The 14131-nt window shown below is 47.9% G+C and carries 15 protein-coding genes and 1 tRNA gene; 6 read left to right on the top strand and 10 right to left on the bottom strand.

Translation table 11 applies throughout. The features are described from left to right. Window positions 1–154: 154 nt before the first annotated feature. Entirely contained in the window at window positions 155–1711 is a 1557-nt protein-coding gene (locus ABDZ76_RS07880; RefSeq protein WP_343804045.1) for a TerC family protein, read from the bottom strand. 458 nt (window positions 1712–2169) lie between these two features. Further along, window positions 2170–2847, bottom strand: coding sequence for a DedA family protein (locus ABDZ76_RS07875; RefSeq protein WP_343804042.1), 678 nt, complete (start codon window positions 2845–2847; stop codon window positions 2170–2172). Between the two features lie 498 nt (window positions 2848–3345). Between ABDZ76_RS07875 and ABDZ76_RS07870 the strand changes: the two genes are divergently transcribed. The 3 genes from ABDZ76_RS07870 to ABDZ76_RS07860 all read left to right on the top strand — a co-directional run bounded on the left by ABDZ76_RS07870 (window position 3346) and on the right by ABDZ76_RS07860 (window position 4694). After that, window positions 3346–3421: transfer RNA gene (locus ABDZ76_RS07870), tRNA-Lys, on the top strand. Between the two features lie 139 nt (window positions 3422–3560). Continuing rightward, window positions 3561–4094 (top strand): P-loop NTPase family protein, encoded by a 534-nt coding sequence (locus ABDZ76_RS07865; RefSeq protein WP_343804039.1) that lies wholly within the window; start codon window positions 3561–3563, stop codon window positions 4092–4094. Window positions 4095–4130: 36 nt separating this feature from the next. Beyond that, a complete protein-coding gene (locus tag ABDZ76_RS07860) occupies window positions 4131–4694 on the top strand; it encodes an AAA family ATPase (protein WP_343804036.1) in 564 nt (187 codons plus the stop codon). On the opposite strand, the gene ABDZ76_RS07855 is transcribed toward ABDZ76_RS07860, so the two are convergent. Continuing rightward, on the bottom strand, window positions 4691–5029 hold the full coding sequence (locus ABDZ76_RS07855) for a hypothetical protein (RefSeq protein ID WP_343804033.1): 339 nt from the start codon (window positions 5027–5029) through the stop codon (window positions 4691–4693). The two genes, ABDZ76_RS07860 and ABDZ76_RS07855, sit on opposite strands and share 4 nt — an antisense overlap. Before the next feature lie 31 nt (window positions 5030–5060). Between ABDZ76_RS07855 and ABDZ76_RS07850 the strand changes: the two genes are divergently transcribed. Beyond that, a complete protein-coding gene (locus ABDZ76_RS07850) occupies window positions 5061–5360 on the top strand; it encodes a helix-turn-helix domain-containing protein (RefSeq protein ID WP_343804030.1) in 300 nt (99 codons plus the stop codon). Between the two features lie 56 nt (window positions 5361–5416). Here the strand turns inward: ABDZ76_RS07850 and ABDZ76_RS07845 are convergent, their stop codons facing one another. Continuing rightward, window positions 5417–5896 (bottom strand): nucleoside deaminase, encoded by a 480-nt coding sequence (locus ABDZ76_RS07845; RefSeq protein WP_343804027.1) that lies wholly within the window; start codon window positions 5894–5896, stop codon window positions 5417–5419. A 220-nt stretch (window positions 5897–6116) separates the two neighbouring features. Between ABDZ76_RS07845 and ABDZ76_RS07840 the strand changes: the two genes are divergently transcribed. After that, window positions 6117–6653, top strand: a complete 537-nt coding sequence (locus tag ABDZ76_RS07840) for a hypothetical protein (protein ID WP_343804024.1) — start codon at window positions 6117–6119, stop codon at window positions 6651–6653. A gap of 167 nt (window positions 6654–6820) precedes the next feature. After that, window positions 6821–7264, top strand: a complete 444-nt coding sequence (locus ABDZ76_RS07835; protein WP_343804021.1) for a universal stress protein — start codon at window positions 6821–6823, stop codon at window positions 7262–7264. Window positions 7265–7323: 59 nt separating this feature from the next. On the opposite strand, the gene ABDZ76_RS07830 is transcribed toward ABDZ76_RS07835, so the two are convergent. The 6 genes from ABDZ76_RS07830 to ABDZ76_RS07805 all read right to left on the bottom strand — a co-directional run bounded on the left by ABDZ76_RS07830 (window position 7324) and on the right by ABDZ76_RS07805 (window position 14076). Then, a complete protein-coding gene (locus ABDZ76_RS07830) occupies window positions 7324–8238 on the bottom strand; it encodes a PhzF family phenazine biosynthesis protein (protein WP_343804018.1) in 915 nt (304 codons plus the stop codon). Between the two features lie 119 nt (window positions 8239–8357). Beyond that, a complete protein-coding gene (locus tag ABDZ76_RS07825) occupies window positions 8358–9068 on the bottom strand; it encodes an NUDIX hydrolase (protein WP_343804015.1) in 711 nt (236 codons plus the stop codon). Between the two features lie 221 nt (window positions 9069–9289). Beyond that, window positions 9290–10309, bottom strand: a complete 1020-nt coding sequence (ilvC, locus tag ABDZ76_RS07820) for a ketol-acid reductoisomerase (RefSeq protein WP_343804013.1) — start codon at window positions 10307–10309, stop codon at window positions 9290–9292. A 62-nt stretch (window positions 10310–10371) separates the two neighbouring features. Beyond that, window positions 10372–11046 (bottom strand): TetR/AcrR family transcriptional regulator, encoded by a 675-nt coding sequence (locus tag ABDZ76_RS07815; RefSeq protein ID WP_343804011.1) that lies wholly within the window; start codon window positions 11044–11046, stop codon window positions 10372–10374. 134 nt (window positions 11047–11180) lie between these two features. Continuing rightward, on the bottom strand, window positions 11181–13100 hold the full coding sequence (locus ABDZ76_RS07810) for a potassium transporter Kup (protein ID WP_343804726.1): 1920 nt from the start codon (window positions 13098–13100) through the stop codon (window positions 11181–11183). A gap of 235 nt (window positions 13101–13335) precedes the next feature. Next, on the bottom strand, window positions 13336–14076 hold the full coding sequence (locus tag ABDZ76_RS07805; protein WP_343804009.1) for a pyridoxine 5'-phosphate synthase: 741 nt from the start codon (window positions 14074–14076) through the stop codon (window positions 13336–13338). Window positions 14077–14131: the final 55 nt, after the last annotated feature.

The following is a 14131-nucleotide window of genomic DNA, read 5'->3' as shown; positions in this document are numbered from 1 at the left end:
AAGCCTGCGGCTTTTGCCCGTTATAAAAAGCATCTTCCGCAGGTTAACAAAGTCTTAATCATCATGGTTTTCCGGCTTTTTGTCAATAACCCTACTAATTTTATCGATTTCAAATCAGTGGAGTTTCAAAAAAGCCGAAAATCAAAGGCTTCGATTATTCGTATTCTGAAGCAACCGGCGTGATGCGCACCTTGCCGACGTGGCGTCCGTCCATGCTGACAATTTCAAACAGCAAATTATCAGCAGTGATTTTCTCACCACCTTGTGGCAGATGTCCCAGATGCCAGATCAGATAACCTGCCAATGTGGTGTAACGATCATCTTCATCCACCAGATCACGACCAACAACACCGCTTAAACGGCGAATGTCGCTGAAGCCGTCAGCCAGCCAGCCACTGCCATCTTCAAGACGGCTCACCGAGGTTGCTTCATCCTCATCAGGGAATTCACCCGCAATGGCTTCCAAAATATCGGCTGGTGTCGCCACACCTTCAAACGAGCCATGCTCGTCCACGATCAATGCCATCTGAACCGGTGATGTACGTAATTGCTCCATCAACCGCAAAACATTGGCATTTTCATGCACCACTAAAGGCTGTTTGATGTGTTTTTCCCAATTGATTGTACCGTTTTCACTCACATCAATCAGCAGATCTTTGACCAGTGCCACGCCCTGAAATTCATCGATCAAACCACGGGCTACAACCACGCGTGAATGATTGAGTTTCTTAATCTGGTTAAGGATTTTCGTTTCGTCCAAATCCAGATCAAGCCATTCAATTTCATTGCGCGGGGACATGATCGAGCGCACCGGCCGCTCTCCCAGATCTAGCACACCGCGGATCATTTCCTTTTCTTCTGGACGGAAGACATTACTTGTCGCCGTATGATGAGCAATCACATCCACAGTTTCCGACAAAGCATCATCGCCACGGCCACCACCCAGCAAGCGCAACACCGCACCGGCAGTACGCTCACGCAAATCATTGGTGGTTACCAGTTTTTCACGATTGCGACGTGCCATCTGGTTGGCAGCTTCAATCAATACCGAGAAGCCGATCGCTGCATAGAGATAGCCCTTAGGAATATGATAGCCGAAGCCTTCGATCACTAGGCTGAAACCAATCATCAGCAAGAAGCCGAGACAGAGAATAACCACTGTCGGATGGCGATTAACGAAATCCATCAGCGGGCGCGATGCAACCATCATCACACCCATGGCGATAATAACGGCAATGATCATCACCGAGAGATGCTCGACCATACCAACTGCTGTAATCACACTATCAAGCGAGAAGACGGCATCCAGCACAACAATTTGCGCAATGACCTGCCAAAACACGGCATGACCAATGCGCCCACTTTCATGTTTGTTTCCGCCTTCAAGTCGCTCATGCAGCTCCATCGTGCCCTTGGCCAGCAAGAAAGCACCACCCAGCGCCATGATAAGATCACGGCCGGAGAAAGAGAAACCAAGCGCGCTGAACAGAGGTTGTTTCAGCGTCACAATCCAGGAAATCGAAGCAAGCAGCACAAGGCGCATCAGCAATGCAAGCGACAAGCCCAGCAGGCGGGCACGGTTGCGCTGATGCGGCGGTAATTTATCAGCCAAAATGGCGATAAACACCAGGTTATCAATACCAAGTACAATTTCCAGCAAAATAAGGGTCGTAAGACCCAGCCATGCGTTCGGGTCTGCAATCCATTCCATGGCTGTTAAATCCTGCCGTAACGGTTACGAGGGAAAGAGTACCGATTGCTTTGCACCGGCACGAGAGACAGTTGACTTGAAAAATGCGCAACATCATTCGCGCGTTGCAGCGGTGAAACCCACGCACGCAACAAAGCCGGCAACCATAAAAATGCCTGGCCGCTTCCAAGGAAATACGATTTTAAAAGAGAAATGCGCAGGTTAACATCAAATGCAACCTGCCTACTTCGCGGTAAAGATTCGTCAGAACTATCGTCTGGCATAAAGCGTAACACACCTTAGTTTTCTAGGAAAATACAGCAAATTCACGCACTTATCTTCCTTAACAGAAGCAACAAACGATTATCGCCGCTGTTGGTACGACTGATTTTCCATGGGCTCCGGCACAATTGCCGGAGTTCATATTATGAATTGTCGGTCTGTCACAATCAAGACCTGACCATAAAAAACAACGTCTCTTATTCAGAGACTGTCTTTTCAGGTGTCGTTTTGCGCAAACCGCGTTTTCGTTCACTACGGGGCTGGTTCTTGAAATATTTGACCGCAAACACAGAAAATACAGTCGTTACGACTGTAATAATAACGGTCAGCCAGATCATTGAGCTGCCGTTCATATGCGACAAGATACCGGCGCTGCGAGCAGCCAACCAGCCCGGCAAAAACATTGCCGGAGCCCACACAACCGCGGACAAAATATTAGCTGCCTGAAAACGTTTTTGATCCATCGACATGATGCCCGCAACAAGCGGAACTGTGCAGCGCACCGGACCAAAGAAGCGACCTAAAAATACCGCCCAGAAACCATAACGGCGGAACAGCAAACGCGCACGAGCCACACCGCTTCGGTGTTTGTTCAACGGCCATTTATGAATGATGCTGCGACCAACCCACCAGCCGAGAAAATAAGAAATAATATCGCCTAAAACCGCGCCGATAATTGCACCGATGATAACAGGAATAGGATCGATCACGCCTGTGCCAATCAGACCACCGATTAACAGCATGATTGCTGTTGCGGGGAAAAACATACCAATAATGGCCAGTGATTCACCAAACGCAATAATCCCGACGATAGGTCCCGCCCATTCTTTGTGCGCAGAGATAAAATTTCCCAGATCGCCAATAATGCTTTCCATACAGCCCTCAATGCATACAGCCCAAACGCGTGCTTTGAGTGCACTATCAGACAAATATCACGTTTACCTGACACAAACACAAAAACCACCCGAGGTTCGGGCTGAGAATCGTTCAATATTCGCTATATAAGCACCAGAGCTTAAAAAACCTGTGCGATTTATATGCAAATCATGTCTGTTTTTTCATGCAGACAGTTTTATATGGCATCCCGCATAAAACCTTACAAGCAGCTGAAAAAATAAACTTTAAATAGTTTAAGACTCACGGTGCAGATGAGGCTCTCAAACTTTCTACAAAATTTATTTTTAAAAATTTTCGATGTTTTTCTCATAGAAAATAGCGGCTCCAAGCTCATTTCTGAGTGTGAGGAAGGTCAAGTTTTCAAAAAAATATCAATATGCTGCTAGAAAATACAAAAAAATGAAAACAGAGGGTAGACAGGTTTAAAACATGTGTTTATAGAACCGATCACTTCTTGAGGCTGCGGCCTTATGAGTGGGTGCGTAGCTCAGTTGGTAGAGCAGCTGACTCTTAATCAGCGGGTCACAGGTTCGATCCCTGTCGCACCCACCAAATTCTTCTAAGACATTGATATTATTCCGGCTTTGCCGGAAATTATGATCTACACATCAGCTTGTAATCTTCTATCTTTATATTTCCCCTGACTTTCACAATAGCCCTCTGTTTAACTGCATATTTTACATGGTGTATTATGCTGCCCTTAAAGTCTCTCGGGGAACGGATTGTCATTATCGGCCCCTCTAATGCTGGCAAATCAACTTTAGCTGTCGCCATCGCGCAGAAAATTGCTGTGCCAGCAATCCATCTTGATCAATATCATCACCTGCCTAACACAAATTGGCAAAAGCGCCCTGACGAAGAATTTGAAACTCTTCATGATCAAGCCATTTTGGCAGATCATTGGGTGATGGAAGGCAATTACAGTCGGCTAATGCCGCAACGACTGGAACGTGCAACAGGTGCCATTCTACTCACCTCAAACCGTTGGCTGCGGCTTTATCGCTATTTCAAACGCACGCTCATTAATAATGCGGACCGTGCCGGTCATCTGGATGGCGCACAAGATAGTGTCAAATGGAGCATGATTGACTGGATCATCTTTAAGACCAAAGACAGCGACAAAAAATACTCCAAACTATTGCGAACAACCCAATTGCCGCTCGTTGAAATATATTCAGCCAATGAACTGAACGCACTTTACGAGTCATGGAATTTAAACCGCTAACGCCTCCTATTCACCCTTAATTCAAGAGATTTTTCAATGAAGCACATTTCTGATCAATTCATTATTCTGACCGGTGGCCCCGGTGCGGGTAAAACCACCCTATTGGAAGCCCTGCAACGGCAAGGCTATGCCTGCTCCGATGAGGCTGGCAGAGGCATTATCCAATCCCAAAACCTGATTGACGGCCCTTTTTTGCCATGGCTTGACCCCGCCGGTTTTGCTGAACAAATGCTCGGCTGGGAGATGCGCTCATGGCACATGGCTGTGAAAAATGGGGCTCCGATGTTTTTTGATCGCGGCGTACCTGATATTATTGGCTATTTGCATTTGTCCGGCTTGGCTGTACCTGCACATATTTTAAAGGCTGCCGAGCACTATAGCTATAATCGCAAAGTTTTCATTCTGCCGCCTTGGCAGGAGATTTACGCGCAAGATGAAGAGCGCAAGCAAAGCTTTGATGTTGCTGTCGATACGTATGCAGCAATGGTTGCCACCTACACCAAGCTTGGCTACCAGCTGATTGATGTGCCCACAGGCTCCATTGAAGAACGTATTGAATTTATCAAACGTGAAACCGCAGGTATTTTCAAAACGGTTTAAGGCTTACGGCCCATAAGAAATCCCGCCCCAATGATAAGCAAGCCAATGGCGGTTGGCAGATAAAAAACCGTCATCGCCCAGTCTGACGTAAATTCAAGACAGGCAAAGATACCGGCATTGCACCAAAAATTACTCAAATAATAAAAATAAAAAATGCTGCATGCACAAATAATGCAGCCCAGAGCCATTATAAAAAATCTCACCATCAAAACTCCGGCATATATAAAACTATTTACGAGCTTTCCCCAACAATAGCTTGAAATTGCTGCCCTATATAGCAAGATTATAAAAAAGCGGGAACCAAGCCGGTTTTCAATCATTACAATAATAGACATGAATCATTTCAACGACCGGAAGGAGATCACTATGATAACTGGACCACTATGTCGTGCAGCTCGCGCTTTAACTGAAATCTCACGCGACAGGCTAGCGACTGCTTCCGGTGTGGATGCGAAAATGATCGAGCATTTTGAACGTCAATTGGATACACCGGACGACAGGATTATTGATAAACTACAAGACGCGCTGGAAGAATTAGGCGCTGTTTTTATTCCTGAAGACACGCGTGGCGTCGGCGTGCGTTTAAAATTCACCGCCTCTGAGACCAAGCGACTTTCTACACTTGAAAGCGAGGGCGGCATTGTTCGTCCTGATGATGTGCCTTAAACAGGCTTGCTGAAAGCGACCCTAACGGGTCGCTTTTTTTGAATATATGGTTGCGTTTATTGTGCGCAATGAAATCGAATATGCAGTTTGTGCACTTCGCTTGCAAAAGGTTCAACCGGCCCTTCAATCACTGTATCCTTGATCACATCGCCAATACGCAGTGGTTTTACCTTACCCGGTTTGACGCCAAGCTCAGTCAGCCACGCCACTAGTTGCTCGGTAGAACTGGCATAAACAATGCGGCCAAGCTCTGCCCAGCCATGCGCCGCAGCGCACATCGGACAATGTTCGCCGGACGTATAGACAGTTGCCAGCCGACGCTCTTCAAGGCTCATATTTTGTCCGGCCCAACGTGCAATAGCAAATTCGGGATGCTGCGTATGATCACCGCCTGCCACATGATTATGGTCTTCAAAGAGAATTTTTCCCTCAGCAGAAACCAATACAGATCCGAAAGGCTCGTCGCCCGCATCAACAGCAGCATTTGCCAGTTCAACACAGCGCTGAAGAAATTGATGATCTTTTTCCGTAATCATAAGAGCTCCCTTTCCCGTCCATGTGCAGGCACAGATTTTTATCAAAAAAACGCGGCATGCATAATTCTGCCGCAGTCATCTATTTCATTAAATGAAACAAAATCAATTTTATAGCTTGAAGAATATAATTTCTCATTGAATAAAGTATATTCAATAAATTTAACATTCATGTGAGTGTTAAATTTAATTGCGCATCAAATGAACGGAAAGGAATTTAATAATGGCCATTACCCGTAAAGATGAAGACCGTGCCCTGAATAAAGATGAGCTTGAGCTTGTTACCAAATCGCGCCATCCGGAACTTCAAGACCTTTCTGATGCCGAGCTTAAATCTTTGATTAAACTGATGCGCGAGCGCCGCGAAAAGGCAAAAGCTGCTGCCAATCAGCGCCGCCGCGAAATGAAAGGCCGTTCCAGCCCGCGTGGCACAACAGCCTCTACGGCCGATGACGGTTCGCGTTTGAAAGTTCGCGTTCTTGCCATGGCCATGAGCCGCCTGAACGCAGAAAACCAACGCCGTCAGCAAATGGCCGCTCATCTTGAGCTTGTTGCCAATGCCGAACATGCGCTGGAACTGAAAAAAGCAGCGGCTGACAGCAAAGCACCTTTCAACACCCGCCATGCACATAAAGGCGTGAAAGATACCGCTTCAATCCGCGCAAAAAATCTCATCAACCCGATGGAACGCGGACGCCAAAAAAAGGCAGCCGGTGTTGCTCAGGCCAAAAGAGACACACGCCAGCAAAACGCATCCTGATAATGACAAAGGCGGGGCTTGAAAAAGCCTCGCTTTTTGCTTTTCCGGCATATTAAAAACCGGAATTTTCTTGCGCTTTAATCAAATATATCGACGGGCATTGATTATGATCATTGTTCCTTCACACTAAAGGCAGCATTTTATCGGTGCGATAAAAAGGTAATCACATGTATAATCACATTCTCATCACCACAGACGGTTCCGCTCATTCTGCTAAATCAGTGGATCAGGGTTTGAAACTGGCGCAAAAGCTCAACAGCAAAGCGACTATCATTACCGTTACTGCACCTTATACCATTTCAGGTCTGCCAGGTGGCTGGACAGACACACAGGCCTTCATTGACCAATATGAAGAGGAATGGAAAGATTTCGCAGAAAAGACATTAAGCGAAGCAAAAAAGCGTGCTGATGAGCTAAATGTTGCGGTCGAGACAATGCACACCAGCGACATTTCCGCTGCCGATTCCATTCTCGAAGCATCCAAGAAATTGGGTTGCGATCTGATTGTTATGGCATCGCATGGCCGCACCGGTTTGAAGCGCATGTTGCTTGGCAGCCAGACCAATGAAGTGATCAATATGAGCGAAGTGCCGGTTCTGGTTGTTCGCTGATCACAAGATAAACTATTGAAATAAAAAGAGCAGCCTGATCAGCTGCTCTTTTTTTAATCTTAAACATAGAGATGGCCGTCGGCAACCTTCACCGCACTGCCGCCAATGCGGGCATTGGTGATTTCCTGCTGCTTAATCTCCAGCACCAGCCTGATGCGTGACTGGCGCCCCATTTCAATGCCTTGCTCAATCCATATTTGCGCCACGCCATCAAGCGGCTGATCAAATCTGTGTACCACGCCGGCAAAAGCTGCCGCTGCCGATCCGGTCGCCGGATCTTCATACACATTGCCTTCGGTTACAAACATTCTGGCATGATAATCACTGTCAAACAGGCGTGTATCGCGGCAATAAATATAGATCGGCAGTGAGCGCCCATTCACATTGGTGAGATTTTCGCGCACAAACACCGGATCAACCGAAACTTTGGCAGCGGCAATCATATTGGCAACCGGTATCATTAAATAAGGTGCACCCGCACTCCAGACACCTGAGACATGGTTTTCAAAACCAATCTCATGCGCACCAAGCCCTATGGCTGCTGCGGCTTCCTCTTTTTCAATCTTGATATCCAGTTGTTTTGGCAATTGCGGCAGATCAAACTCAGCAAAGCTGACATTATCCTGACTATTGACCACACAGCGCACCAGACCGATTTTTTCTTCCAGCACGACAATCTGATCGACTTCTGTTTCGCCTTTCAGCTTTGCAGCCAGCGAAATTGCCGTACCAACGGTCGGATGGCCTGCAAAAGGCAGCTCAAAACCGGGTGTAAAAATGCGCAGAGCCACAGTATGCAACGGGTTTTGCGGAGGCGAAACAAAAACAGTTTCAGACAGATTGAACTCGCGCGCGATGGAAAGCATCTCAGCATCGCTCAAGCCTTGAGCATCATGAACAATCGCCAGCGGGTTTCCAGCCAGCGCCTTATCCGTAAAAACATCATAGATTTCATAAAACCGTGCAGATGACATCCGGTAATTGCCTCACAACGCTATCAGAACCTGAAACATTCCGCTGAAATGAGCAGCGGCACCTCATTGCGCCTCTATAGATAACCAATTTTCCCCCATTGTCATCTGCTGCTTACAGTTTATTTATGACCAAAATGCCAGTCGGCAAATGCCCGCACATATGTAGGCGTGGCGTCGCCCATCATGCCAGCGGCAGAAATCGCAATAACATCATCCAGTTCCGGCTCATCTTGCATGGATAAAACCTGCCGGATTTGCGCAATCAGTTCTGCACCGGTCTGATTGAAATAATGACGTTTGAACAAAGCCACCGAACGATTGCCCGTCACCAGCGCATAGCCCTTCTCTGCGTGCGCGTCCCGCAAATCAAGCCCTGTTTCTTCTTTCACTTCCCGCTGCATATTATAATCATAATCAACACGCCCCTCATTCACATCATGATCGTCGATTGATCCGGCCGGAAAATAAATACGCGATGCAGCAGCTGTTGAGCCGGCCATCCGCGCAGCAATCAACACATTATCTGATGACACAATAACGCCGATGCCGAAAATATGCCAAGGACGAACGGGTGCCGGATCTTTGCGCCAATACATCAAGGTCGCATAAGAATCGCGAATAAAGCCGGCTTCAAAAACACCATTTTCAAATCGTGCTTCAGGCGCCAGATAAAGCTCGCCATTAAAAAGTGATGGATGTTTTTGGATATCCTGCCGCCAGTTTTCTGCAATGGCCTCACGATGCTGCACAGCATAATCAAGCGGCCCGTCGACAATGCGCACATCAACTTTTGTGGCTCGGTAGACAGTATTTTCGCGGCATTCATTCATCAGTTTATCCCATTCAACGCATGCAGCACCATAGCGCACAGCATTTACAAGTTTAAACAGCGGATGGTCAAAAAAATGTCAGACAATAAAAAACCGCCCTGCCTTATTTAAAAGACAGGGCGGTTTTTAATCATATGGCAATTGCTAAAGGAGTTGCGTGCCTTATCGACCAGCTTGTTCTTAGCAATCACCCTCGCGGCCAAAGCCGCGAAAATAGGAAATTAGTTGCGTGCTTTGTCGACCAGCTTGTTCTTAGCAATCCATGGCATCATGCCACGCAGCTTCGCACCAACTTCTTCGATCTGATGATCGTCGTTCATGCGACGGATGCCCTTGAAGCGGGATGCACCGGCTTTATATTCCTGCATCCAGTCAGAGGTAAACTTACCGGTCTGGATGTCGTGCAGAATGCGCTTCATTTCCTGCTTGGTTTCAGCAGTGATCACGCGTGGGCCGGAAACATACTCACCCCACTCAGCGGTGTTGGAGATCGAGTAGTTCATGTTGGCGATACCGCCTTCATAGATCAGGTCAACGATCAGCTTCATTTCGTGCAAGCACTCAAAGTAAGCCATTTCAGGTGCGTAACCTGCTTCAACCAGAACTTCAAAGCCAGTGCGGATGAGTTCAACAACACCACCGCAGAGAACGGCCTGCTCACCAAACAAGTCGGTTTCGCACTCTTCCTTGAAGGTGGTTTCGATAACGCCGGAACGACCGCCGCCAACGCCTGAAGCGTAAGACAGAGCCAGATCATGGGCATTGCCGGAAGCATCCTGATGGATAGCGATCAGGCAAGGAACGCCGCCGCCCTTCTGATATTCGCCGCGCACGGTGTGACCCGGGCCCTTAGGCGCGATCATCACAACGTCAACAGATTTTTTGGTTTCGATCAGGCCGAAATGAACGTTCAGACCGTGTGCGAAAGCAATCGCTGCACCATCACGCAGATTTGCGTGGATGTGGTCTTTATAGATGTCGGCCTGCAATTCGTCAGGGGTCGCCATCATCATCAGATCAGCCCATTTGGCTGCATCTGCAACATTCATAACTTCAAAGCCGTCAGCTTTAGCTTTAGCAACGGTTGCTGAATCTTCACGCAGTGCAATGCGGATTTTTTCTGCACCGGAATCTTTCAGGTTCAGTGCGTGTGCACGACCCTGTGAACCATAACCAACAATAACAACATTCTTGGTTTTGATCAGGTTTACGTCGGCATCACTATCATAATAAACGCGCATTTCGAGTTTCCCTTATGTTAAAGCGTGTTATTTTTTAAGGCGTCCTTGCGGTTGCCGTTGCTCTATGCCCCGTAGAGAGCAAAAAACTGTCGTGTTGCCCGTCGTGCATCACGAATAACTTCTGCATCACCCAATTTGTGCTCATCCCCAAGCAACAAACGGATTTGCATATCGCGCACAACCAGACCGAAAAATGTCCGGAAGGCTTCTTCAATATCATCAAAGGCCAGCAAACCTGCTTCCTGCCCCATGGTCAAAACGGGGTTAAGACGTGCAGCCATGGCTGCCGGCCCGTTGGCCACCACAATGCGTCCCAAAGCTGATTTACCCGACCCTGCATGGCTGACCGCCAAGCGGTTCAAAGCAATGGAGGTTTCACCGGATAAAACCAGCAGCCAGTCACGGGCAAAATGTTCCAGCGTGGAAAACAGCGCTTCCGCGTCCAGCTTCTCGCGCGCCACCGGCACAACCCGCACTTTCGATGCTTGCCAGCGCACCATTTCGGTCAGCAAACCGTCACGGTCGCCAAACCATTTATAAAGGCTTTCCTTCGAGCAATTGGCAGCGCGTGCAATACCCGAAGTGGTCAGTGCACGGTCGCCCCCTTCCACCAGCAAACGCAACGCCTGCTCCAGAACATCGTTCTGACGCGGCGACAAGCCCTGCGGAAATTCAGCGCGCGCATCGGCTGCGGCTTCATCCTGCAATGGATTGTTATGCGTATCTTCTGCTGACATGACGGAATAAAGCTCCTCCAAATTCCAAACCTGTACCGTACGGTACGGTTCTTATTCATAAGAGCAGATTCTAAAACCGTCAAGAGTGTTTTACATTTTCGTCAAATTTTGAAATTTTATTACGCAGACCTGCTTTAAATGTTCACCTGCGTCCCGATTTCCACCACGCGCCCTGTCGGAATATGGAAATATTGTGTGGCATCGGCAGCACTGCGAGCCAATATGATGAAATATTTAGACTGCCATAGTGGCATGCCTGATTGGGGTGATGCTTTTAAAGTACGCCGCGACAGAAAAAATGACGTGGTCATAATGTCATATTTCCAGCCAAGCTTACGGCAAGCGCCCAAAGCACGCGGAATATTAGGCTGCTGCATATAGCCAAAGCTCAAAGTCACCTGCATAAAGCGCTCATTATATTGCGACACGCGGGCACGATCTGCCGCCTTCACCCATGGCTTATGCGCAGTCACAATGGTGAGAAACACATTACTCTCATGCAAAACCTTGTAATGTTTCAAACTATGCAACAGGGCTGTGGGCGCAGATTGAAGGTTGCTGGTCAGAAAAACTGCTGTGCCCGGCACCAGTAATGGTGGCTTTTTATCAAGCTGTTTGACAACTGCCGCCAGCTCCACCTCGCTTTTACGGGTTTTAGCAAGCAATAAACGCGAACCGCGCACCCATGTCCACATCGTCAGGCCGACAAGCGCTGCCATCAGCAATGACACCCATCCGCCATCCAGCACTTTAAAAATATTGGCCGTGAAGAACAGCAGATCAATCACCAGAAATCCGGCAATGAATGGCACGACTACAGCCAGACGCCATTTCCACACTTTAGACATCACAAAGAACAAGAGGCTCGTCGTCACCAGCATATTACCGGTAACAGCAATCCCATAGGCGGATGCCAGATTGCTGGATTTTTCAAAGCCGAAGACCAGCAAAATAACCGTTAGGCCAATCACCAGATTGACCTTTGGAATATAAATCTGCCCATGCAGCTTTTCTGATGTGTGCTGAATTTCAAGTCTTGGCAACAAACCCAATTGCACGGCTTGGCGTGCCACCGAAAAGGCACCACTTAAAACAGCCTGACTGGCAATCACCGTTGCAAAAGTTGCCAAGATCACCATCGGCCAAAGCGAGAAACTCGGCAGCATCTGATAAAATGGCAGATCAGGAACGCCACCCGATTGGCCAATATGCGACAAGACAAATGCAGCCTGACCAAAGTAATTGAGCAGCAAACAGGGAAACACAATCCATATCCACGCCCGCACAATCGGTTTAACGCCAAAATGTCCCAGATCAGCATAGAGTGCCTCTGCCCCTGTCATTGCCAGAAACACGGCTCCTACTGTTATAAAGGCAGTCGCAGGGCTGGAAGTTAAAAAATGAAAGGCAAAATAAGGGTTTAGCGCCGCCATAACGCTTGGATCATCAAAAATATGCAGCAGTCCAAAACCACCTAAGGCCAAGAACCAGATAAGCATCACAGGGCCGAAAATAATCGCCACTTTGCCGGTGCCGTATTTTTGAATAGCAAACAGGCCGAGCAGAATAGTCACTGTAATCGGCACAACAAAATGGCTCAGATCGGGGGCGACAATCTCCAAGCCCTCAATGGCGGAAAGCACCGAAATCGCCGGTGTTATCACCGCATCACCGAAAAAAAGTGCAGCACCACAAATGCCGACACCTAAGATAATATCCGGATATTTTTTAACACCGCTTTGCACCAGCGCCATCAGCGATAAAATACCGCCCTCACCATTATTGTCGGCGCGTAAAACGAAAAACACATATTTGACAGTGACAACCAGTGTCAAAGCCCAAAAAATCAATGAAACGACACCTAGAACATCGGCGCGCTCAATCGCACCGCCGCCACTGGCAGCGCGCAAAGCTTCACGAAAGGCATAAATCGGGCTGGTGCCTATATCCCCATAAACGACGCCCAAAGCGCCGAGGATCAAGAGTCGCATCGAATCCGGCTTCGGATCTTCTGTCTCCAGATCATCATTTTCAAAACGTGAGTGTTGAGACATATGCGAAAAGCTGCTTCCGCTATTCATGCTCTGACGCCTTATAAATAAACTGATGCGGCTTACCCGAGATAAGGCGTACATATTTACTGCCTGTCTGCAAGCGCCAAGACCGTTAACAAACGGCATGAAAAATCGTTCCGTGTTAAAATGTTTTATTTACAAAAAAAGCCTGTACGTCTCTACAACGTACAGGCCACATCAAACAAACACAGTTAATTGGGTGAAAGTTTAAACTTCAGCTTTCCAAGGCTGCGATAAAACGCTTAACGCTTGCCTCCATGCCGTAAATCAACGCATCTGCCGTAAAGCCATGACCGATGGAAACTTCTTTCAAAGACGGCATTACCTTGGCAAGTGCCGGAATATTTTCAACTGTCAAATCATGCCCTGCATTGATCTCCAACCCAAGACTGTCAGCTTTAGTAACAGCCAGACGCAGTTTTTCAAGTTCAGCCGCAGCCTTTTGCGGCTCATCATAACAAGCACCATAAGGGCCGGTGAAAAACTCTACCCTGTCAGCACCAAGTTGTCTGGCAATGTCCAAGCCCTTTTCGGTCGGGTCAACAAACAATGACACACGCATATTTTGCGCTTTGAGGCGCGCAATCACCGGCGCCAGCATGGGAGCGCTTTTATCAAAATCCCAGCCGTGATCCGAGGTCGATTGCGCCGGATCATCAGGCACCAGCGTCACCTGCTCCGGCTGGTGCTTTTCCACCAGTTCCAGAAAATGTTCGCTCGGGTAACCTTCAACATTAAACTCGGCTTGTGGAAACTCATCATCCAAAAGTGCACGGATTTCAGCCAGATCGCTAAAGCGGATATGGCGCTGATCGGGGCGCGGATGCACAGTCAAACCACAAGCACCAGCAGCCAAAGCAATGCGCCCGAGCCCGGTAACACTTGGCCACGGCAAATCACGACGATTGCGCAACATGGCGATAGCATTCACATTTACAGATAATTTTGCCGACATGACCGCCCCTGTCTTTATCAATTCAAGTGGGACTTGATTACAAACCCCGCATCCA

The organism is Paenochrobactrum glaciei (genome assembly GCF_039522165.1).
Taxonomy (GTDB): Bacteria; Pseudomonadota; Alphaproteobacteria; order Rhizobiales; family Rhizobiaceae; genus Paenochrobactrum; species Paenochrobactrum glaciei.
This window is presented reverse-complemented; position numbering and strand designations above follow the sequence as displayed.

Bases quoted from the DNA above. Each gene is read 5' to 3' on its own strand.
- ABDZ76_RS07880 (WP_343804045.1), bottom strand. From the start codon at position 1,711: ATGGAATGGATTGCAGACCCGAACGCATGGCTGGGTCTTACGACCCTT.
- ABDZ76_RS07875 (WP_343804042.1), bottom strand. From the start codon at position 2,847: ATGGAAAGCATTATTGGCGATCTGGGAAATTTTATCTCTGCGCACAAA.
- ABDZ76_RS07865 (WP_343804039.1), top strand. From the start codon at position 3,561: ATGCTGCCCTTAAAGTCTCTCGGGGAACGGATTGTCATTATCGGCCCC.
- ABDZ76_RS07860 (WP_343804036.1), top strand. From the start codon at position 4,131: ATGAAGCACATTTCTGATCAATTCATTATTCTGACCGGTGGCCCCGGT.
- ABDZ76_RS07855 (WP_343804033.1), bottom strand. From the start codon at position 5,029: ATGTCTATTATTGTAATGATTGAAAACCGGCTTGGTTCCCGCTTTTTT.
- ABDZ76_RS07850 (WP_343804030.1), top strand. From the start codon at position 5,061: ATGATAACTGGACCACTATGTCGTGCAGCTCGCGCTTTAACTGAAATC.
- ABDZ76_RS07845 (WP_343804027.1), bottom strand. From the start codon at position 5,896: ATGATTACGGAAAAAGATCATCAATTTCTTCAGCGCTGTGTTGAACTG.
- ABDZ76_RS07840 (WP_343804024.1), top strand. From the start codon at position 6,117: ATGGCCATTACCCGTAAAGATGAAGACCGTGCCCTGAATAAAGATGAG.
- ABDZ76_RS07835 (WP_343804021.1), top strand. From the start codon at position 6,821: ATGTATAATCACATTCTCATCACCACAGACGGTTCCGCTCATTCTGCT.
- ABDZ76_RS07830 (WP_343804018.1), bottom strand. From the start codon at position 8,238: ATGTCATCTGCACGGTTTTATGAAATCTATGATGTTTTTACGGATAAG.
- ABDZ76_RS07825 (WP_343804015.1), bottom strand. From the start codon at position 9,068: ATGAATGAATGCCGCGAAAATACTGTCTACCGAGCCACAAAAGTTGAT.
- ilvC (WP_343804013.1), bottom strand. From the start codon at position 10,309: ATGCGCGTTTATTATGATAGTGATGCCGACGTAAACCTGATCAAAACC.
- ABDZ76_RS07815 (WP_343804011.1), bottom strand. From the start codon at position 11,046: ATGTCAGCAGAAGATACGCATAACAATCCATTGCAGGATGAAGCCGCA.
- ABDZ76_RS07810 (WP_343804726.1), bottom strand. From the start codon at position 13,100: ATGTCTCAACACTCACGTTTTGAAAATGATGATCTGGAGACAGAAGAT.
- ABDZ76_RS07805 (WP_343804009.1), bottom strand. From the start codon at position 14,076: ATGTCGGCAAAATTATCTGTAAATGTGAATGCTATCGCCATGTTGCGC.